The sequence below is a fragment of the Clostridia bacterium genome, from assembly GCA_024685775.1.
Taxonomy (GTDB): domain Bacteria; phylum Bacillota; class Clostridia; order Christensenellales; family CAG-1252; genus CAG-1252.
Genome location: JAIKVL010000019.1, coordinates 1 through 20795, shown reverse-complemented (window position 1 = coordinate 20795; position 20795 = coordinate 1). Strand labels below are relative to the sequence as shown.

The following is a 20795-nucleotide window of genomic DNA, read 5'->3' as shown; positions in this document are numbered from 1 at the left end:
GTGGGTGTCGTTTGGAGCCTTGTCTTTGCGCGTTTATGCGAGGGCTCTTGGGAAAAACGTCGAGCCTCGAATTTGCACGGTTCATTATCGCCGTCGGTTCGAGGCTTTTTTCATAATCGAATCGTTCGGTGTCGTTTGAAGCCTTGTCGTTGCTTCTTTTCGCAAGATTGTGAGTCTTTGAATCTTCGCGCGGTAACGCATAAATGAAAAAGGATGAGATCCTTCGACACGTTCGCTTCGCTCACGGCTCAGGATGACGAATATGTAAAAGCCGGGCGTTGCAGGGGGGAAGCACAGAGCGATCCTTCGACACGTTCGTTTCGCTCACGGCTCAGGATGACGAATATATAAAAGTCGGGCGTTGCAGGGGGAAAGCGCAGGGCGATCCTTCGACCGACTCGCTAAGGCTGACGCTCGCGCGGACCTACGGTACGGGCTAACGGGATAGGATCGTTTCTCGCGTCATCCCGAGCAGGCGCGCGGCGCCGCGGTCGAGGGATCCCCTAAGGCGAAGCGGCAGGAAAATTCGGAAGAGAGCCTTCGGCAGGCGCTACGGTTCGGGATGGCGAATGAGAAAACGCACGTCATTCTGAACGCAGTGAAGAATCCCCTGAGGCGAAGCGGTGGTAAATCGATGAGATCCGCCGATAAACGTAATCGATCGAAAAAAGCTCTTCCGAAAACTCGAAAGAGCCTTTTTTATCGGTAGTATTTCCGTAAAACCGAACGAATCCGTTTCGGGTTTCGGTCGGCGGTTCGGATCGCGGCGTCTTCGCTTTTTACAAAAGCGAGGCGGCGGCTTCGTCCGCGATCAGGACGCAGTTCGGATGGTTTTGGAGAATGCTCGCGGGGACTTCTTCGGTGACTTCTCCGCGGATCGTCTTGAAGACGGCGTCGGCTTTGCTCGCGCCGCTTGCGAGGATGAGTATCTTTTTCGCTTCCATAATGCTTTTCGGACCCATCGTAAAGGCGCGGCGGGGGACTTCGCCTTTGCTTTTGAAGAAGCGGGAATTCATCTCGATCGTGTTCTCCGTCAGAGAAACGGCGTGCGTTTCTTCGTCGAAGGAAGTTCCGGGCTCGTTAAAAGCGATATGCCCGTTCGCGCCGATCCCGAGGACCTGCAAGTCGCGCGGCAGGGAGCGGAGCAGGGCGTCGTAACGCGCGCATTCCGCTTTTTCGTCCGCGGCGAGTCCGTTTTCGATAAAGGTATTGTCGAGGTCGATATCGATCTCGTCGAAAAGATTTTTCCGCATAAAATAGCGATAGCTTTGATCGTTTTCGGGGGAAAGCCCGATATATTCGTCGAGGTTGACGGCTTTGACGAGGCGATAGCTCGTCCCGTTCTTCTTATGATCCTCAATGAGTTTTTTATACATTCCGACGGGCGTGGACCCGGTCGCGAGACCGAGAACGGCGTCCTTCTTCGCGCGAATGACTTCGAGCGCTTCTTCGGCGGCTTTCGCCGCAAGTTCCTCTGCGTTTTTTACGATGACGACTCTCATTTTATCCTCCGTTTTTCGTATGAAGTATAGCACGGTTATTTTCGGAAAGCAAGCCTTTTTGTCGCGCGTAATCATAATCCAACGCGTGCGCGCGAGGAACGCCTTTTCGGGAAAATATTCTCTTTTACGACGCGGATTCGTTTGACACGGACGAGAAGATATATTACAATAAAAGCACAAAAGAATATTGCCAATATAATCAAGGATGGACGGCCCTTCGAGTTTCTACCGCACAGCCAAAACGTGCGACTATTGGTTCTTCGTTCCGCTTCGTTTCGGGCGCCGTTTGGGTTTTATTGGCAAGCAAGTTAGGGTTAGCTTGCTTTTTTATTTCTTTTGAGGGCGCAAGCGAAGAAGGGATATGAAACTGCTGGAAGATAAAATTCTGAAAGAAGGGAAAGTATTGACCGGGGACGTTTTGAAGGTGGACGGCTTTTTGAACCACCGTTTGGACGTCGCGCTTCTTTCCGAGCTCGGAAAAGATATCGCCGAAACCCAAAAGGATTGCGGCGCGAATTTGATCTTGACCGTGGAGTCTTCGGGCATCGCGATCGCGTTTGCGGCGGCGGAGTTTATGGGTCTTCCCGTGCTTGTCGCCAAAAAGAACAAAACCTCGAATATTTCGGACGGAGTGTACTCTTCGCCCGTTTTTTCTTATACGCACCAAACGCAAAACAACGTCGTCGTTTCCAAAGAGTATCTCGGCAAAGGGGATAAAGTCCTCGTCGTCGACGATTTTCTCGCGAGCGGGAACGCGGCGATCGGTCTTCTTTCTTTGATCGAGCAGGCGGGGGCGACGGCGGTCGGCTTCGTCGCGGCGATCGAAAAGGAGTATCAGGGAGGCAGGGCGCTGATCGAGAAGAAAGGCGTGCCCGTCTATTCTCTCGCGCGTATCAAAAGGATGAATGCGGGCGAGATCGTGTTCGAATAAATTTGCCGAAAGGCAGGGAGGAAAAAATATGAAAAAAATCGTTACCATCATTTTGGCGCTCGCGCTTGTCGCGGCCGTCGCAGTCGGTTTGTTCGCTTGCAACAATAACGACATTAAGGATGCCGAAGAAGTCGAGCTCCCCGCTTTGACTTTGACGCCCGACATGGATTATTCCGGCGTCACCATCGACAAGAACTTCAAGATCGGTATGATCTGCTTGCACGGCACCGAATCCACCTATGACCTCAACTTCATCAATGCGGCGAAGGCGGCGGTCAAAGAGCTCGGAATGGACGAAGGTCAGCTCATCATCAAGACCGGTGTTCCCGAGGGCGAAAAGTGCTACGAAGTCGCGACCGACCTCGTCAAGAAAGACAAGTGCAAGGTCATCTTCGCCGATAGCTTCGGTCACGAAGATTATATGATCAGAGCCGCGGAAGAGAACCCCACCGTTCAATTCTGCCATGCGACCGGTTATCAAGCCGCGATCAAGAATTACGCCAACTTCCACAACGCTTTCGCTTCCATCTATGAAGGCCGCTTCCTCGCGGGTATCGCCGCAGGTTTGAAGCTCTATGAGATGAACGCGGGCAAAGAAGCGAATCAACAAAACTTCAAGATGGGTTACGTCGGCGCTTGGACCTACGCGGAAGTTATCTCCGGTTACTCCTCTTTCTTCCTCGGCGCAAAATACGCGTTGAACCAAAAGGAAGCGGGTCTCGGCAACAAACTCACGATGGACGTTAGATTCACCGGTTCTTGGTTCGATATCACCGCCGAAAAGAACGCGGCGAACGCTTTGATCAGCAGAGGCTGCGCTTTGATCAGCCAACACGCCGACTCCATGGGCGCTCCTTCCGCTTGCGAAGCTGCGGGCGTTCCGAACGTTTCTTATAACGGCAGCACGATCGTTTCCTGCCCCAATACCTTCCTCGTTTCCAGCCGCATCAACTGGGCTCCGTACGTGAAATACATCATCGCGAAGACCGCGAAGGGTGAAGCGTTCGGCACCGATTACACCGGCACCTTGAAGAACGGCTCCGTCGCTTTGACTGCTTTGAACGGTGATGCGATCGCGGAAGGCACGGTCGACGCTATCGTCGCCGCTCGCGCGAAACTCATCGACGGTTCCTTGAAAGTCTTCGACGTGAACACCTTCACTGTCGGCGGCACGAAACTCACCGGCGACCTCGTCGTGAACGGTGCTTACCAAGAGTCTTCTACCGCTTCCGCGCCTTCTTTTGATGCGCAGATCGACGGTATCAAGTTGTTGAACAAGGTCTTCGAGGCGGATAAGGACGGCAAACCGGTCATTCTCCCCGGCGACGAGGACTAAGCTCTAAATAGGTCAATCAATCAAAATAACTCGGCCTCTCGCAAGACTCGTTCTTGCGAGAGGCATTTGTCTTCCATTGGAGAAAATTGTGGAAAACGTAAACGCAATCGAAATGAAAAATATCACCAAAACCTTCGGTTCGGTGATCGCGAATAAGAGCGTAAATCTCGAAATTCGCAAAGGGGAGATCTTGTCCGTCCTCGGTGAAAACGGATGCGGCAAGACGACCTTGATGAATATGATCGCGGGGATCTATTACCCGGACGAAGGTCAGATCTTCGTCAACGGGGAAGAGGTCACGATCAAAAGTCCGAAAGACGCGTTCCGCTATAAAATCGGCATGATCCATCAGCATTTTAAGTTGGTGGACGTTTTTACCGCGGCGCAAAATATTACCCTCGGCGTAAAAAAAGAACGCCGTTTTTCCATTAAGAAAGTCGTTTCCGAAGTGCGTGAGATGTGTGCGCGCTACGGTTTTCAAATAAATCCCGAAAAACTCGTGCATAATATGTCGGTTTCGGAAAAACAAACGGTTGAAATTTTGAAGATCCTGTACAGAGGAGCGGAAATTTTGATCTTGGACGAGCCGACTGCCGTTTTGACGCCGCAGGAGATTCGCCATCTCTTCGACGTGCTTCGCGCAATGAAGAAGGACGGCAAATCCATCGTCATCATCACCCATAAGCTGAACGAAGTTATGGAGATCTCCGACCGCGTCGCGGTCCTCAGAAAAGGCGAGCATATCGCGACGGTGGACACCAAGGATGCGAGCGAGAAAGCGCTCGCCGATATGATGGTCGGTAAGAAGGTCGATCTGAATATCGAGCGCAAAGACCCCGTCGATCCCAAACCCCGTTTGATCATCGAGCATATGACCGTCAAGAATCGCGACGGGATCAACGCGGTCGACGACGTCTCTTTCACCGTAAACGGCGGCGAGATCCTCGGCATTGCGGGTATCTCGGGCAACGGGCAGAAGGAATTGCTCGAAGGCATCGCCGGGCTGCAAAAGGTCGAAAGCGGCGACATCATTTTCCATAACCCCAAGAAAAACAAACCCGTTACGTTCTTCCATAAATCGTTGAAAAAGATCAAGAAAATGGCGGCGGAGGGGTTTTTCCACTATCCGAACGGAGAAAAAGTCGATCTCAAAGGCAAGCATAATAAGGAGATCGTCGATCTCGTCAATAAAGAGCAGATCCTTTTTTATGAAGACGAAATCATCGACCTTCGCCATCGCACGCCGCGCGAGATCCAAGAGCTCGGGATCAAGCTCTCCTTCGTTCCCGAAGATCGCTTGAACATGGGGCTTGTCGGCAATATGAGCATCGTGGACAATATGGCGCTTCGCAGTTATCGCAAAGGACACACGATTTTCGTCAATAAGAAACGCCCGAAAAAACTCGCCGACACGATCATTCACGATCTCGAAGTCGTCACGCCGAGCGATATGACGCCCGTTCGCCGTTTGTCCGGCGGAAACGTCCAAAAAGTCCTCGTCGGGCGCGAGATCTCTTCTTCCCCGAAGGTCTTGATGGCGGCGTATCCCGTCCGCGGATTGGATATCAATTCGTCCTATTTGATCTATAACCTTTTGAATAAGCAAAAGGAAAAGAACGTGGCGGTCATCTTCGTCGGAGAAGACCTTGACGTGCTTCTTGCTTTGTCCGATCGCTTGGTCGTCCTTTCGGGCGGCAAGGTCGCGGGCATCGTGGACGCACGCACGATTACCAAAGAAGAAGTCGGCTTAATGATGCTGAGCCGCGCGTCCGGAGAGGATTCGGAAATCGTTGCCGATATGATCGGCAAGAAATCGGATGCAGGCGCAAACGAGGAGGGAGACCATGACTGAGCAAAAGAAAACGCGCGAACCCCTTTTCCATCTCGTTAAGAGAATAAACGTCCCCACTTGGCAGAGCTGGGCGATCCGCGGCGGAACGATCGTCGGAGGTTTCCTTTTGATCGGGATCCTGATCTATGCCTTCCTCGGCATTTTCCCGTCCGACGCGTACAAGTATATGTTTGAAGGCGCGTTCGGAAGCAGATACAGAGTGATGGTGCTTTTGCGCGATCTCGCGATCTTGCTGCTTTTCGCGCTCGCCGTTACGCCTGCGTTCAAAATGAAATTCTGGAATATCGGCGCGGAAGGGCAGGTTCTGATGGGCGCTTATTGTTGTATGGTCTGCCTGCATTATTTGGGCGGCAAAGTGAACGACACGCTTTTGATCTTTATCGCCTTGGCGGGCGCCGTCTTCGGCGGCGCGATGTGGGCGGTGATCCCCGCGCTTTTCAAGGCGAAGTGGAACACGAACGAGACCCTTTTCACCTTAATGATGAACTACGTTTCCGTTCGTATTATCGAGTATACGATCAAAGTTTGGGTCCCGGGCGGAACGGGCGTTTTGCCTACGATAAAATACGGGAACCTTCCCACGATCGGCGGCGAGAACTTTTGGTTCAGCATCATCGTGGCGATCGTGTTTACGGGCATTATGTTTGCCTATTTGCGTTTCAGCAAACACGGCTACGAGATCTCCGTCGTTGGTGAGAGCGAAAATACCGCGCGCTATATCGGTATCAACGTAAAGAAGGTCATCGTCCGAACCTTGATCCTTTCGGGTATCATTTGCGGCGTAACGGGCTTTTTGCTCGTTTCGGGTATCAACCATTCCTTGACCAGCGAATCGGCAGGCGGCAGGGGCTTTACCGCGATCCTCGTCTCTTGGCTCGCGAAATTCAACCCGATCGGAATGATCTTTACCTCTTTGCTGGTTGTCTTTTTGTCCGCCGGAACGGACGAGATCATGACCAAAGCCGGTATTACGACCTCTTTCTTCTCCCAAGTCGTCACGGGGCTTATGTTCCTCATTATTATAGGCGGAGAATTCTTTATCAACTACAAGATCGTCTTCCGCCGTCGCGCGGAGACCCCGAAAACGCCGACGGAGAAAGCTCTCTCCCCGAAAGAGGCGCAAGCGTCGCTCTCTGAAGAGGCTTCGCCCGCAAGCGACGAACCTTCCGCCGATGTGGCAAAGGAGGAAAATGTATGATCGTACCTTTCTTGACCGAAGCATTCAAACTCAGCGCGGCTTTCCTTTACGGTTCCACCGGAGAGATCGTTATCGAAAAGAGCGGGCATCTGAACCTCGGCATCCCGGGCGTTATGAGCGTCGGCGGCGCCGTCGGTTGTATGACGGTGTACTACCTTTTGAAAGCGAAACTCTATTCGACTTTTTTGCTTCTTTTGCTCCCGATCCTGACGACGCTCGTCGCGGGCGGCTTGATGGGTCTTTTGTATAGCTTTATGACCGTGACGCTTCGCGCGAATCAAAACGTGACGGGTCTTGCCTTGACGTCGCTCGGCGTCGGTTTGGCGGGTTATATTATGACGAAGAAAGGCGAAGCGACGCTGATCATCGGAAAGACCAGCAAGATCTTCGCGACGCTCTTTCAGATCCAAAGCGACAATTGGTTCGTAAAGATCTTCCTTTCGCACGGATTGCTCTTCTATATCGCGATCGTTATCGCGATCGTCACGCAGATCGTTTTGAATCGGACGCGCGTCGGATTGCACCTTCGCGCGGTGGGTGAGAACCCCGCCACGGCGGACGCTGCGGGCATAAACGTGACCGGCTATCGTTACGGCGCCACGATCATCGGCTCCGCGATCGCCGCGCTCGGCGGGCATTTTACGATTATGGAATATATGGGCGGTAACTGGGAATATATCCTCGAAGGATTCGGCTGGTTGTCCGTCGCGCTCGTTATCTTTACGGTTTGGCGTCCCGCGCTCTCGATCTTGGGATCTTTGATCTTCGGCGGGCTGTATATTTCGGCGGCGTATATTAACGTGTCGTTTGCGCAAACCGAGCTTATTAAAACCGTTCCTTACGTGATAACGATCCTCGTGCTTATCGTGACGAGTATCGTCGGAAGCAAGAAAGCGCAACCGCCCGCATCGTTGGGAATCAACTATTTCCGCGAAGACAGGTGACGGGCGCGGATAGCGGCGCTTATGCCGCATTCCTTCGATCAAAACCGCACGGGTAAGTTCCCGTGCGGTTTTTCTTTGTCTTTTCGAGCTTGTCGGAGAATCGGATGAGATCCTTCGGCTTTGCCTCGGGATGGCGAAAGATCATAATCCGCGCGCTATCCCGAGCAGGCGCGAAAGCGCCGTCGTCAAAAGATCCCTCGGTTCGACAAGAATCGACGGAAAACGTTTCCATTTCGCTAATTTTCTCAATTACTTGCTTTACGGCGGAAATAGCCTATATAATATATTATGTATAGGTGTTTTTGCGCGCTTGTGCGCACGCACCTCTACGCACGAATGAAAAAACGGATCACATCCGCGGGAATGGAGGTAAATGTATGACTAAGAAGATGACGAATCGTTTGTCGCTCGTCGCGCTCGTAGCCGTGTTTGCGGTCGCGATCGTTTGCGCGATAGCGTTTGCGCCCTTCGCCGAGACGGCGAGCGCGTCGACGATCCTCGGAAACGGTTACACCGTTACGCTCTTCGTAAACGGAGTGGAAGAGGATTATTCGAATCCGACTCCGTGGAGCGTCCCTTACGGCACGGATCCTTCCTGGTACATCACGGCGGAATTCGAGATCACGGACGTCGGCATTCCCGTTACGGCGGATTGTTTTTATCGCGAAAAGGACGGCGCCGAGTACGTAAACGCGACGACCGTCACGCCGACGACCGTCGGGGAATATCGGAAGTACTGGTTCGACGCGGATGATAACGCCTCCGCGCTGGACGGAAAAACGGTGCTTGCGTGCGTGGATTTCGAGATCGAGCCCACGGCGATTATCGCAGACGTTTCCGCGTCCGTTTTTTACTATATCCCGAACACGCCCGTCGATTTTCGCGCTTGGTTTTCGGATACTGCGCTCAGCGAATCGTTCGACGTCGTCGTTACTTGGACGGCGGGAAGCGCGCCGATTACTCCCGGGACGTATACCTATTCGCTTTCGCTCTCCGAAAAGGCGGGCGGGAATAAATCCGCGAATGATTACGCGATTTCGAATGCGGACGGCATCGTAAACGTCGAGAAGAGACAGCTGACCTATGATTTCGATGATAATCTTCCGTATAACGGAGCCCCGCAAAACGGCTTCACGGTAAAATACTCCGCGCAGAATCAGTCGGAGATCGACGACGCTTCCGTTATGAGCGGATATCCGTCGCTCGACGCGTATATCGAAAAGACCGCCACCTATGCTTTGGAAGGATCTCCTTCGGAAAGAGTTTATAAATCCGAACCCGGGACTTGGACTTCCGGCGTCGCGATCGCGGCGGCGTATCGCGATCTCTTCTATTTCGAGGAGCTCCCGGGCGACGAGTATAAATACGAGCAATTCAACGCGCAGACCATCGTTCCCGCCGCGATCCCGAACGGCGTGATCGCCTTCGGCGGCGACTTCGGCTCGAAATTTATGCTCGGCGAGAACGCGTTTTGGGAAAAGACACCCGTTCCCGACGGAACCCTTCTCGACGGCGTTACGACGTACTATCTGAAAAGCGGCGGCGGCTTCGTCGTCGCGAATCCCGGCGCGGGTGACGGCGACTACGAGCCGAACGTTACCTATGCTCCCGCGGATACTTTCTATCGCGACCCGATCCTGATCGACAGGGTCGTGGACTCGATTTCCTCGCTTCCCGGTTATGAAGACGGCGGAACCGTCGCGATCAACCCGACGACTTGGCAATGGGCGGCGGGATTGGTCAAAAACGATGCGGAAGCGACCGCCCCCGGCGTCATTTTCTACGACGTGACGACCGATCCGTTCGATCCGAACACCGTGGCGATCGGGGACTCGTTTACCATCCGCGTGGAAGTGATCGGAAATAATAACTACACGACGGGCTATGCGTATTTGCCCTTTACCGTCTCCAAGATTCGCACGTTCGTTCGTCCGCGCTCCGGGCAAGCGACGTTGATCTATAACGGCGCGACGCAAAGCCCGGAAATCGACGTTTATCAATATAAAATCAGTGAAGAAACGAATATCAATAACGCGATCGTTTGGACGAACGATACCATCGAACGACAGAACGTCGGCGAATATGCTCTCGTTTTGGGATTCAGCGGTTCCTATGGCGATACCTATGAATTCGTAGCGGATGAGGACGCGAAATTCTCGATCGCCGCCGCGACGCTTACTCCGAGCATCGCGATGGATACCGGCGCCGCCGTCCTCTACGGCGTCGAACCCGCATACACGATCGACGGCGTCAACGCCGACGATATGCTCGGCTCGGACGAGAAAATCGCGCAGGGCATCGCGGAAACCGTCGAATATCGTTACAGCTCCGACGGCGGCGCGAATTGGAGCGCATGGCAGGATCTCGGCGTGATCGGCGATTGCTTGAAGAACGTCGGACAATACGAGCTTCGCTATAACTTCACCTGCGACGGCGTCGAAGTCGCGGGCGAGTACTTTGTGAACTACGTCTCTGCGGGCGCAAGCGCCGTCTCTTTCGAGATCGTCAAAGCGACTTTGGACGTCTCCGTCGCTTCCGGTCAAAGCAAGGTCTACGGTTCCGCCGATCCGACGTTTACTTTCGTCGTCGGCGCGAGTCAATACGATGATGCGATCCAAGCGACCGCCGCCTTCTTCGACGGCGCGTTGACCCGCGTCGCGGGAGAGACCGTCGGCGCGCATGTCGTCCAGCAGGGAACGCTTGCTTTGAAAGCCCCTTACGCCTCGAATTACGATATCAACTTCATCAACCTCGAAACTTTCGCGATCACGAAAAAGGATCTTACCATTACCGCGGACACGAAGTTCATTACGTACTACGACCCGATTCCGAGTTTCACCGTAAGCGCGGAAGGATTCGTGCCCGGCGAAGATTTTTGGTGTCTCGGGGGAGAGACGGCTTTCGCTTGCGACTATTCGGTCGGCAGCCCCGCGTCCGAGTCGATCGGTTATGCGATCACCCCGAGCGGACGAACGAGCGATAACTACGATATTATTTTCGTCCCCGGTGTTTTGTACGTTTCCGCGAAGAGCGTAAAAGTTACGCTGAGCGCTCCGGATCTTACCTACTCCGATTCCCCGAAAATCGTTACCGGTTCGTATGTCGACGTCGCGAGCGTTTCCCAAAACGCGAAGATCGAACTGATTTCCGGCGAAGATAACGTCAACGTCGGAACGTTCAAAGTCAGTGTCGACATCGAGGATCCGAACTATGCCGTCGAATGGAGTTCTGTTTCTCCCGAGAACTATGACTACGCGCTTGATCTTTCGCTTGGCGCGATGGTTGCGGAATATGCGATCACGCCCGCCGCGATCACGAATGCGTCCGTCGCGCAGAGCGGCGTCTTGACCTATACGTCGGCGCCCCTTACCGCAACCGTTTCCGAGACCCCCGCGACCGCGATCGGGAGCAAAACCATTACTTACGCTTATTCGGACACTTCGAACGGCGTCTTTATCGCAGCGATCCCGTCTTTTACGAACGCGGGCAGTCACACCGTCTACTTTAAGGCGAACGCCGCGAACCACAGCGAAGCGACGGGGTCTTTTGTCGTTTCGATCGGCAAAGCGGATTTTACCGTCACTCCGAATGCGGGTCAATCCAAGGTCTACGGCGATCCCGATCCCGCTTTCTTTACCTATTCGACGAGCGGCGCTTTGGGCTCGGACGTTCCCGTCCTGACCGGCTCTCTTACTCGTGAGGTGGGCGAAGATAAAGGCAGCTACGCGATCTTGCAAGGTTCTTTGGCGTTTACGAACGACGCGGTGAACGCGAACTATAACCTCGACTTCGTTTCGGGCGTTACGTTCGGCGTCGGCGTCGCGAATTACGATATGTCGGGCGTCAGCTTTTCGGGCGCCACGGTGCCTTTCGACGGCGTGAATCACGAAATCAGGATCAGCGGCGCGCTTCCCGCGGGCGTCACAGTTTCCTATAAAGTCGGCGACGAAACCTTTACGGGGAAGAGAAATCGAGGAAGTTATCTTATCATAGCGATTTTCGACGGCGATTACGAGAACTATAACCAAATCCCGAATATGACCGCGACGCTGACAATCAATCCCGTGTCCGTCGCCGTCGTTTGGGCTTCCGAGCCGCAGGGCGGCTACGTCTATAACGGAACCGCGCAGGCTCTTCCCGCCGCGAGCGCGACGCGCGTTCCTGCCGATTCGGATTCGCTCGTCGTTACCGTCCGCGAAAAGGCCGGCGTCGATTTCAAAAATCAAGGAACGTATACGTTCGTCGCGGAGACTGCCAACGCGAACTACGTTTTGACGAACACGGAGACTTCCGTCGTTATGCAAAGAAGAGAGCTGACCCTTAATTGGCTCCACACGAACGACCTCGTCTATAACGGCGAGAATCAAAAGCCGACCGTCGCTTCGGTCGAAGGCATCCAAACGGGCGACGTCTGGGGCACGCTCGGAAACGTCTTCTTCGAATTCCAAGGCGGAAACACCGTCGATGCGGGCGCATATACCGGCGGGTGGGCGCTCGATTATGATTTGATCGGCACAGGTGCGGATAACTATTTCGCCGCGGGCTCGGTCGACTTTACGATCCTGCCTCGTCCGGTCGAGCTGACTTGGAGCGCCTCGTCCTTTACCTTCGACGGCGAACCGAAGACGGTTACCGCGACCATCGATAACAAGGCGAAAGATTCCGACGAAATCAATCTCGGCTACGCGGATAATCAAAAGACGTTCGTCGGCACCTATACCGCGGTCGCGAATTCGATCGACAACACGAACTACACGCTTTCGAGCGGGCAGGGCGTCTCGAAAGAGTGGAGCATTCTCCGCGCGGGCGTCGTCGTTACGCTTTCCGTCCCCGATATGGTCTACTCCAAGTCCGCGAAAGAGATCACCGGAACTTACGAAGACGTCAACAGCCAAACGCAAAGCGCGACGATCGCCGTTTCGGCGGGCGATAACGTGAACGTCGGCTCGTTTACGATCACGATCTCCATCGAGGACGACAACTATAAAGTGATCGAGGGCGCAAACTGCGGCTATACCGTCGAACTCGGCGCGCCGACCGGATCCGCGACTTACGAGATCGCTCCGATGCACATTTCGGTCAAAGCGGACTCTAAAACGATCACCTACGGAACGATTTTGGTCAAGGGTTTGACTGCGGAGGTTACCGCGGGCGAGGTCTTTACGGGCGACACGGCGTACACGCTTACGTCGACCACGCAGAGCGGCGATCCGATCCTTATCACGAACGAAACCGACGCGGGCGAATATCCGATCCTCGTCGTTTCCGCGAATAACCCGAACTACGTTCTCGACAGCACGACGAACGCGGTCTACACGATCAATCCGCGCGCGGTCACCTATACGGTCGGGAATTTTACTTCCGTCTACGGCGACGCGCCCGCGACTCTTACCGCGACGCGCACGTCCGGCACGCTTTCCTTCGGCGACGCGGACCCCGTTTTGCTCAAAGCGTGGGAAGTCGAAGACCAAACCGAACTCAATTTCAAAACGCCCGTCGGTACTTACGCCGTTCGCGGCTATTCGGCGGATAATAACTACGCCGTTACGTTCGTTTACGACGGCGGAGTCTATACCGTCACCGAGCGCGCGATCCGCTATCGTATCGGTGACGCGGAAGCCGTCTACGGCGGCACCCTCGCGGATATCGGCGCGACCCTCGCGGAAGGTTCGATCGTGGAAGGAGACGCTCCGTCTTACGCGCTTACCGCTTACGAGCGCATTTCGGACGGCGTCGCGCTTTCCGTGTCGACCGGCGTCGGCGAGTACCCGATCGGCGGCGAAGATACCGACTCGAATTACGCAATTACCTTTGAGCAGGGCACTTACACCGTTACGAAGCGTCCGATCACCGTTACCTACGTGAGCGCTCCGAAGACCGTGACCTACGGCGACGAAGAGGGTTGGACCAATCTCGGACTCGAAATGCAGAATAACGGGCTGTACCTCTCCGCGGGGCAGAACGGACTCGTGAACGGCGATTCGATCCTTTCGGTCGTCGTGATCTCGTTCGTCAAAGGTTCCGCAGCTTACGATTACGACGATCTCGGACCCGAGCTCCCCGCGGGCAAATATCTTATGAACGTCAGCCCGTCCGATACCGCGAACTACGAAGTCACGGTGAACGTCGACAGCGAGAACGACGCGTATCTCCTCGTCGGGAAAGCGACCTACGACGTGTCGGGCGTTACGTTTGAAGACGCGCAGTTCGATTACGACGGAGAGACGCACGCCGTGACGATCCGCGGGACGCTTCCCTCGGGCGTTACCGTGAGCTATGACGGCAACTCCGCGGTGCATTCGGGAGAGCAAGTCGCGACGGCGATCTTTGCGGGAGATTATGACAATTACGAAGCGATCGAAAATATGACGGCGCTTCTTACGATCCGCAAAGTGACCTTGACTTCCTCGGTTTCCGTTTCAAACGTGACCTACGGCGACTCGATTGCCGAACCCACCGTCGGAAACGGCGTCGAAGTCGTCGGTTGGAAGGGGTCGGACAGCGTGGAATTGATCGACAATGCGTTCGTAACGATTTATTACGCTCCCGCCGGAAGCGCGCAGACTGCGGCGGACGTCGCGGCGGGCGCTTGGACGAGGACGGTTCCGAAGAATGCGGGCAAGTATTACGCTCGGCTGTCGATCGCCGAACTTTCCGATTATACCGTAGCGGATTCTTACGCGTCGTTTACGATCGAGAAAAAGGCGTTGACCGTCCGCGCGGAAGATAAGACCGTCGTCTACGGCGAAGAGATCCCCTCGTTTACGAAGACGATCGAAGGATTTATCCTCGGTGAAACCGAAGCCGATCTCGTCGGCGCGGTCGTCTTGACCTGCGACTATGAGCTTTACGGCAGGATCGGAAGATACCCGATCGAGGTTTCGGGCGTTTCGAGCGAGAACTACGCGATCTCCTTCGTCGGCGGCGCGCTCACCGTTACGGCGCGTCCGATCACCGTCAAGATCGACGATAAGACGAGCGTTTACGGCGACGCGGTCGAGATCCTCACCTATAAAGTCACCGAAGGGAACGTCGTCCACAGCGACGCGGCGTTCAGCGTCACCACCGCAGTTACGCCCGCCACGGGCGTCGGAACGTATCCGATCGTCGGGACGAAGATCAACAATAACTACGCGATCACCTTCGAGAAAGCCGAGTACGTCGTTACGGGGCGCGTCGTGACGCTGGATTGGGGCGTCGCGGCCTTTACCTATGACGGGACGGAAAAAGCGCCCGAAGCGAATGCGGGCAACATCGTAAACAGGGATATCCTCGAAGTCACCGTCGAGGGCGCGAAAGCGAACGCGGGTTCTTACGTCGCGACCGCGATCGCGCTCAATAACCCGAATTACCTTCTCCCCGCGGGCGCCGCCGTTTCCAAAGCGTTCGTGATCAATAAAGCGAAGAACGTTTTCGACCTTTCCGGCGTTACGACGCTCTTCAAGTGGACGGGCAGCGCGCTCTCGATCGGCGGCGTTACCGCTCTCGAAAACGCGGCGATCGGCTATGAAGGCAATTCCTTTACGGCGGTCGGCAAACATATCGTCACCGTGAATTGCGCCGAGACCGCGAACTATCTCGCGGGATCGACGGAAATCGAAGTCACCGTCGAAGAAGCGGATCCGACCCAATCGGGCGACGGCGCGAAGGTTTTCTATAAAGAGATCGACGAGCAAACCGCGCGGACGAGCGGCGCTGACGTGACCGACCTTTTCAGGAACGCGAAGAACGATCCGAGCGAAAAGAAAGAAGTAAAAGCGCAGATCGGATCGACCTCGATCGTCTTTAACGCCGCCGCGATCCAGGCGATCGGCGGGAAGAAAGTCGCGTTGAAGAGCGCGATCCGCACCGAAGATCTCCCGAACGGTTGCCCGAAGGGAACGGAGTTCGTCCTCGATATCGTCCTCGAAGGCTCGACCTTTGCGGAAGGGGAAGCGACCGTTTCCACCGCGTACGATAAGAAGGTCCCCTTCGGCAAGACCGTCAAGGTCTACTATATCGACGAGAACGGCGGTAAGACCGATATGAAGGCTTCGCTGAAAAAGGGCGTGTTGACCTTCTCCACGAACCACTTCTCGTCTTACGCCGTCGTCCAAGTCGCTTCCGTCGGAGTTATCGTCGGGGTCGTCGCAGGTGGCGTCGCCGTCCTTGCGGGGATCGCGTTCCTCGTGATCTTCCTTCTGAAAAAGAAAGGCGAGAAGAAAGACGCCGGCGAAAAGCAACAAGTCGCGACCTTCCGCGCCACGCCGAAAACGCCCGCCGAAGGCTCCGCGTCCGAAACCGAGTCGAAAGGAGGCTCTTCCTCGGATCAAGCGAAATAAAAAATGAATCCGCGGGGAGAGTCCCGCGCGTTCAATAAAAAACGCCTCGCCACAAGACTGCGGCGGGGCGTTTTTATAACTTCGTAAGGATCGGGCGCCGAAAGGCGTTTGAAAAAGGGAAGAGGATTCGAGATCGCGGCAAACGCGGAACTTACGAGCCGATGCGCTTGCTGAATTCGCAGCCGCAATAATTTTGTCTGTAAAGACCTTCTTTCTTGCAGATCTCGATCGAGTGAAGGTAGCCGCCGTCCTTTTTGAAATCGGACGCGAGGTATTTTACTCCGTATTGCTCCGCGGCTTTTTCGCCGATCCCGTTGATCAGGACGGGGTTTTTGAGGGGAGAAAGGGTCAAGGTCGTGGCGAAGTAATCGAAGCCTTGTTCCGCGGCGAGGCGCGCCGTTTCGTTGAGGCGCAGGGCGAAGCATTTCGCGCAGCGCAGCCCGCCTTCGGGCGCGGTTTCAAGCCCTCTCGCGGCTTCCGCGAAGCGTTCTCCGTCCGCGTTTCCCAAGATCAAGCCGACGCGCGGATAGTTCTTTTCGAGGTGGCGTTTGAGTTCGAGGAAGCGCTTTTCGCGCTCTTCGTCGCTCGTGATGTTCGGGTTATAGTAAAAGACGGTCAAGTCGAACGCCTCCGCGAGGATGGTCAAAGGATGCGACGCGCAGGGCGCGCAACAGGCGTGCAAAAGAAGCGAGGGGGTCTCTCCTCGCTCTTTCATTTCGGCGATCGCCGCTTTCATTTCTTTGTGGTAATTTCTCGCGTTCATCAGTTCTTATTGCTACTGAGCGGGGCGGGGATCCTGCCGCCACGGCTGATGAATTTCAAGGGGGAATAGCCGCTGACTTTCATGATCGGAGCGCGCCCGAGGAGCCCGCCGAAAGAAGCGGTATCGCCGACCGTCTTTCCGTAGACGGGGATCGCGCGGACGGCGGTCGTCTTGTGATTGGTGACGCCGATCGCGGCTTCGTCCGCGATCATTGCGGAAATGACTTCCGCGGGGGTGTCGCCGGGGATCGCGACCATATCGATACCGACGCTGCAAACCGAGGTCATCGCTTCGAGGCGTTCGAGGGTCAAAGCGCCCATTTCCGCCGCTTCGATCATTCCGATATCTTCGGAAACGGGGATAAACGCGCCCGAAAGCCCGCCGACGTGCGAACTCGCCATAATGCCGCCTTTTTTGACGGCGTCGTTCAAAAGCGCGAGCGCGGCGGTCGTCCCGCATGCGCCGACTCTTTCGAGCCCCATTTCTTCGAGGATCCTGCCGACGCTGTCACCGATCGCGGGCGTCGGGGCGAGGGAGAGGTCCACGATGCCGAATTCCGCTCCGAGCATCTTAGCCGCCGTCTTCGCGACGAGCTGCCCGACGCGGGTCACTTTGAACGCCGTCTTTTTGACGGTCTCCGCGACGGCGGTCAAGTCGCCGTCCACTTGTTCGAGCGCGACTTTGACGACACCCGGTCCGCTGACGCCGACGTTGATGACTTTATCCGCTTCGCCCGTCCCGTGGAAAGCGCCCGCCATAAAGGGGTTGTCCTCGACGGCGTTTGCGAAGGTGACGAGCTTCGCGCATCCGATGGAATCTTCGTCCTTGGTCAGATAGGCGGTCTCTTTGACGATATCGCCCATGCGCTTGACCGCGTCCATATTAATTCCGGCGCGGGAAGAAGCGACGTTGACGGACGAGCAGACTTTTTTCGTCGTGGCGAGGGCTTTGGGGATCGTCGAAAGGAAGGCGTTTTCCTTTTCGGTCGCGCCTTTTTGGACGAGGGCGGTGTAGCCCCCGATGAAATCGATTCCGGTCTCCGCCGCGGCTTTATCCATCGCGCGGGCGATTTCGAGGTAGCCGCCGCTCGATGCGCCGATGAGGCTCGCGGGCGTCACGGAGACGCGCTTGTTGACGACGGGGACGCCGTACATCGTCGCGATCTTGTTGCCTACGTCCACGATGTCTTTCGCGTAGGTCGCGATCTTGTCGTACACGCGGCGCGCCGTCTCTTCTTTATCCGAAGAAATGCAGTCGAAAAGAGAGATGCCCATCGTGATGCAGCGGACGTCCAAATGCTGCGAGCGGACCATTCCGACCGTTTCGAATATTTCTTTATCCGTAATCATAATCAGATCCTATGCATCGCGTTGAAGATGTCTTCGCTGCGGAGATTGATGTCCAAGCCGACGCTTTCGCCTTTTTCGCGAAGCGCTTTGATGAGTTTGTCGATCGGCATATCGCTCTTTTCGAGGTTCGCGCGCATGATCATCGTAAAATATTCGCCCATAAGGGTTTGCGAGATATCCACGATGTTGATGTTCAGATCCGCGAGAAACGCGGAAACGTCGCGAATGATTCCGATTCGATCTTTTCCGATAACGCTGATAATAACGTTCATAATGCCCCCAAGTTTTTTTCTTCCCTAATTATACCGCGCGAAAGAGGGGATATCAAGCGAAATCGCGGGGGCGGTGCGGCGGCGAAGCCGACAAGATATATTTTATTTACAAAAAAGGTTTCCTTTTCTTGATTATTCGTGCTATAATCAACGTGCGCGGAATCGCGAGGGAGGATCCTATGCTGGAAATCAAAAACGTGTCCAAATTTTTCAAAGAAAAAGTCGCTCTCGAAGACGTAAGTATGTCGCTCGCTCCCGGGCGCATTTGCGGACTTCTCGGGCTGAACGGCGCGGGGAAAAGCACTCTTATGAAAATAATCTGCGGGCTTTCGATCCCTTCCGAAGGGCAGGTCTTCCTAAACGGCGAGGAAATCACCGGAAAGGGAAGCGCCGCGATCGGATGTATGATCGAATCTCCCGCGTTTTACGGCGAACTGTCGGGCGCGAAGAATCTCTCCGTCCTCGGAGAACTCTTCGGGGGCGTCGGCCCCGCCGAGATCCGAGAGGCGTTGAAGACGGTCGGACTCGCGAAAAGCGCGAACGTCCGTTATTCGAAGTATTCGCTCGGAATGAAGCAACGTCTGTATTTCGCGTACGCGCTTTTGAATCATCCGAAAGTCTTGATCTTGGACGAACCGTTTAATGGGATCGATCCGGTCAGCGTTCGCTTGTTTGAGGAGATCATAAAGAAACTCGCCTCGGAAGGCGTCGCCGTCTTGATCTCGGGGCATATCATCGCGGAGCTTGAAAAGATCTGCGACAGCGTCGTGATTATCGACGAGGGCGTCGTTCGCTACGTTTGCGAAGATCTTTCTTCGGTCGATTCCCTTGAAGAACTCTTCCTCGAAAAGGTCACCGGCGCGGGGGATTCTCAATGAACGCGACGCAAAGAATGTACCGAGCGGAGGCAAAACGGTTGCTCGGGAGCCGCACGGTCTTTATCGTGTTGGCGGTCTTCGTCCTGTTTTTGCTGTCGGCGTACGTCTTTTTCTTGGCGTCTCCCTCCCTGCAAACGGATTCGTATGATGGGAAATATATTTACACGCAAAGCGACTATGAGCGGCGGTTGGAGCAGAGAGAACAAGGCTTGACGGAGCAATACGATCCGTATATCGCGCTGTATGAGCGCGTCAAATTGCAGAGCAAAGCGGATTATTACGACGTATACGCGGCGATGCCCGCCCGATTCAGTTACGGGTTGAAACAGACGAACCTTTGGTCGTTTTGGATCATCGCGCAAGGGACGGGGATCGTCTTTTTGTTCATTTGCGTCTTTTTGGGCGCTTGGCTTTTCAGAGAATTCGCAAACGGTTGCGTAAAGAATTTTTTGGTGGCGGGCGTCGATCGAAAAAGCGTCTTTTTCGGGAAGTATCTGTTTTTGCTGACGGTCGAAACCGCGTTGTTTCTTCTTTGGCTTTCGGCGGGGATCATCTTCGGCGCGCGGTATTTCGGGTATCGGTTACTGCTCGCCTCTCCGAGCGGCGTCGGCGTGATCCGAGTCGCGGAAGCCTTCTTTGCGAAGGCGCTTGCGCTTTTTCTGCTCTCTCTTTTCGCGTCCTCGGCTTCGGCGTTTCTGACGATTCGGGCGAAAAGTATGGCGGCGGCTCTCGGGATCTCTTCCGTGTTGATCCTCGGGCTTGCCATCGCGGAATTCGTCTTTCAAAAGGTCAATATCGGCGGGCTGCGCGAAGAGGATCGGTCTTTGATCTTGTCGTTGCTTCCCGTTTTCCGCGTCTTTTTCGATCCCGATCCGGGCTTCTCGTGGCAGAGCGGGATGTATTGCGGCGTAGACGCGCTTGCGGCGGCGGGATGGGCGCTGCTTTGCGTAAGAAGCGCGAGGAGGCAGGAGATATGAAGATTTCGGGCGTTTTGAAATTCGGAATAAAAAAGCTTTTGCACAGCCCGAAGGTCCTTGCGATTTCGATCGCGTTTTTGCTTCTTATGATCGGCGGGGCTATCGTCTGGGGATCTCTCGCGGAATATCGAGAGGCTTTTTGGGATAAGACGCCGACCTTATCCGAGGAAGAAGTCCGAGAGTATCGGGAGCGGGCGCAAGCGGCGCGCAACACTTATTTCCTCATGATCGGGAAGCCGAAGGATCTTGAAGACCTCAGCGAGTACAATCAAGGAACGTTTGCGGGTGAGTATAGCGAGGAAGCCTGTTTTTACGACGCGCTTGCGGATCATAAGCAAGATCGTTTGTATGCCGTTACAAGCCGCATTGAACTCAAAGATACGGCGTATACGGAAGCGAACGCGCGGACGACGAGACTGCTTCGTTATTCGGTCGCGGCGAGCGTGATGATGATCTTCGTCGGAATGTTCGT

Annotated in this window: 13 protein-coding genes and 1 riboswitch; of the genes, 9 read left to right on the top strand and 4 right to left on the bottom strand. The window is 54.9% G+C overall.

From position 1 onward, the window contains the following. Positions 1-779 precede the first annotated feature (779 nt). A complete protein-coding gene (gene nagB / locus K5753_03755) occupies positions 780-1502 on the bottom strand; it encodes a glucosamine-6-phosphate deaminase (GenBank protein MCR4726316.1) in 723 nt (240 codons plus the stop codon). Between the two features lie 171 nt (positions 1503-1673). After that, positions 1674-1774, top strand: a riboswitch (purine riboswitch). Positions 1775-1863: 89 nt separating this feature from the next. Here nagB and K5753_03750 point away from each other — a divergent pair. The 6 genes from K5753_03750 (at position 1864) to K5753_03725 (ending at position 16084) form a co-directional block, all read left to right on the top strand. Beyond that, positions 1864-2433: a xanthine phosphoribosyltransferase gene (locus K5753_03750; protein MCR4726315.1), complete on the top strand. Its 570-nt coding sequence runs from the start codon at positions 1864-1866 to the stop codon at positions 2431-2433. Continuing rightward, positions 2408-3769 carry a BMP family ABC transporter substrate-binding protein gene (locus tag K5753_03745; GenBank protein ID MCR4726314.1) on the top strand — a complete coding sequence of 454 codons (1362 nt, stop codon included), beginning with the start codon at positions 2408-2410 and terminating at the stop codon, positions 3767-3769. Before K5753_03750 ends, K5753_03745 begins: the two co-directional genes overlap by 26 nt. 112 nt (positions 3770-3881) lie before the next feature. Continuing rightward, a complete protein-coding gene (locus K5753_03740) occupies positions 3882-5621 on the top strand; it encodes an ABC transporter ATP-binding protein (protein ID MCR4726313.1) in 1740 nt (579 codons plus the stop codon). Next, positions 5614-6819, top strand: a complete 1206-nt coding sequence (locus K5753_03735; GenBank protein MCR4726312.1) for an ABC transporter permease — start codon at positions 5614-5616, stop codon at positions 6817-6819. Before K5753_03740 ends, K5753_03735 begins: the two co-directional genes overlap by 8 nt. Continuing rightward, positions 6816-7763, top strand: coding sequence for an ABC transporter permease (locus K5753_03730; protein MCR4726311.1), 948 nt, complete (start codon positions 6816-6818; stop codon positions 7761-7763). The genes K5753_03735 and K5753_03730 overlap by 4 nt, the downstream gene beginning before the upstream one ends. 377 nt (positions 7764-8140) lie before the next feature. Further along, entirely contained in the window at positions 8141-16084 is a 7944-nt protein-coding gene (locus tag K5753_03725) for a hypothetical protein (protein ID MCR4726310.1), read from the top strand. 151 nt (positions 16085-16235) lie between these two features. Here the strand turns inward: K5753_03725 and K5753_03720 are convergent, their stop codons facing one another. From K5753_03720 to K5753_03710, 3 genes are read right to left on the bottom strand one after another with little or no spacing between them, the layout of a single operon-like run. Next, positions 16236-16847: an epoxyqueuosine reductase QueH gene (locus tag K5753_03720; GenBank protein ID MCR4726309.1), complete on the bottom strand. Its 612-nt coding sequence runs from the start codon at positions 16845-16847 to the stop codon at positions 16236-16238. Next, positions 16847-18196 carry a PFL family protein gene (locus K5753_03715; protein ID MCR4726308.1) on the bottom strand — a complete coding sequence of 450 codons (1350 nt, stop codon included), beginning with the start codon at positions 18194-18196 and terminating at the stop codon, positions 16847-16849. The genes K5753_03720 and K5753_03715 overlap by 1 nt, the downstream gene beginning before the upstream one ends. 2 nt (positions 18197-18198) lie before the next feature. Then, positions 18199-18468: an ACT domain-containing protein gene (locus K5753_03710; protein ID MCR4726307.1), complete on the bottom strand. Its 270-nt coding sequence runs from the start codon at positions 18466-18468 to the stop codon at positions 18199-18201. 179 nt (positions 18469-18647) lie between these two features. Here K5753_03710 and K5753_03705 point away from each other — a divergent pair, with 179 nt between their 5' ends. The 3 genes from K5753_03705 to K5753_03695 all read left to right on the top strand — a co-directional run. Further along, complete coding sequence (locus K5753_03705) at positions 18648-19346, top strand: ATP-binding cassette domain-containing protein (GenBank protein MCR4726306.1); 699 nt, start codon at positions 18648-18650, stop codon at positions 19344-19346. Then, complete coding sequence (locus K5753_03700) at positions 19343-20323, top strand: ABC transporter permease (GenBank protein ID MCR4726305.1); 981 nt, start codon at positions 19343-19345, stop codon at positions 20321-20323. Before K5753_03705 ends, K5753_03700 begins: the two co-directional genes overlap by 4 nt. Beyond that, the coding region (locus tag K5753_03695) for a hypothetical protein (protein ID MCR4726304.1) at positions 20320-20795 on the top strand (476 nt) is incomplete at its 3' end. The genes K5753_03700 and K5753_03695, both read left to right, overlap by 4 nt.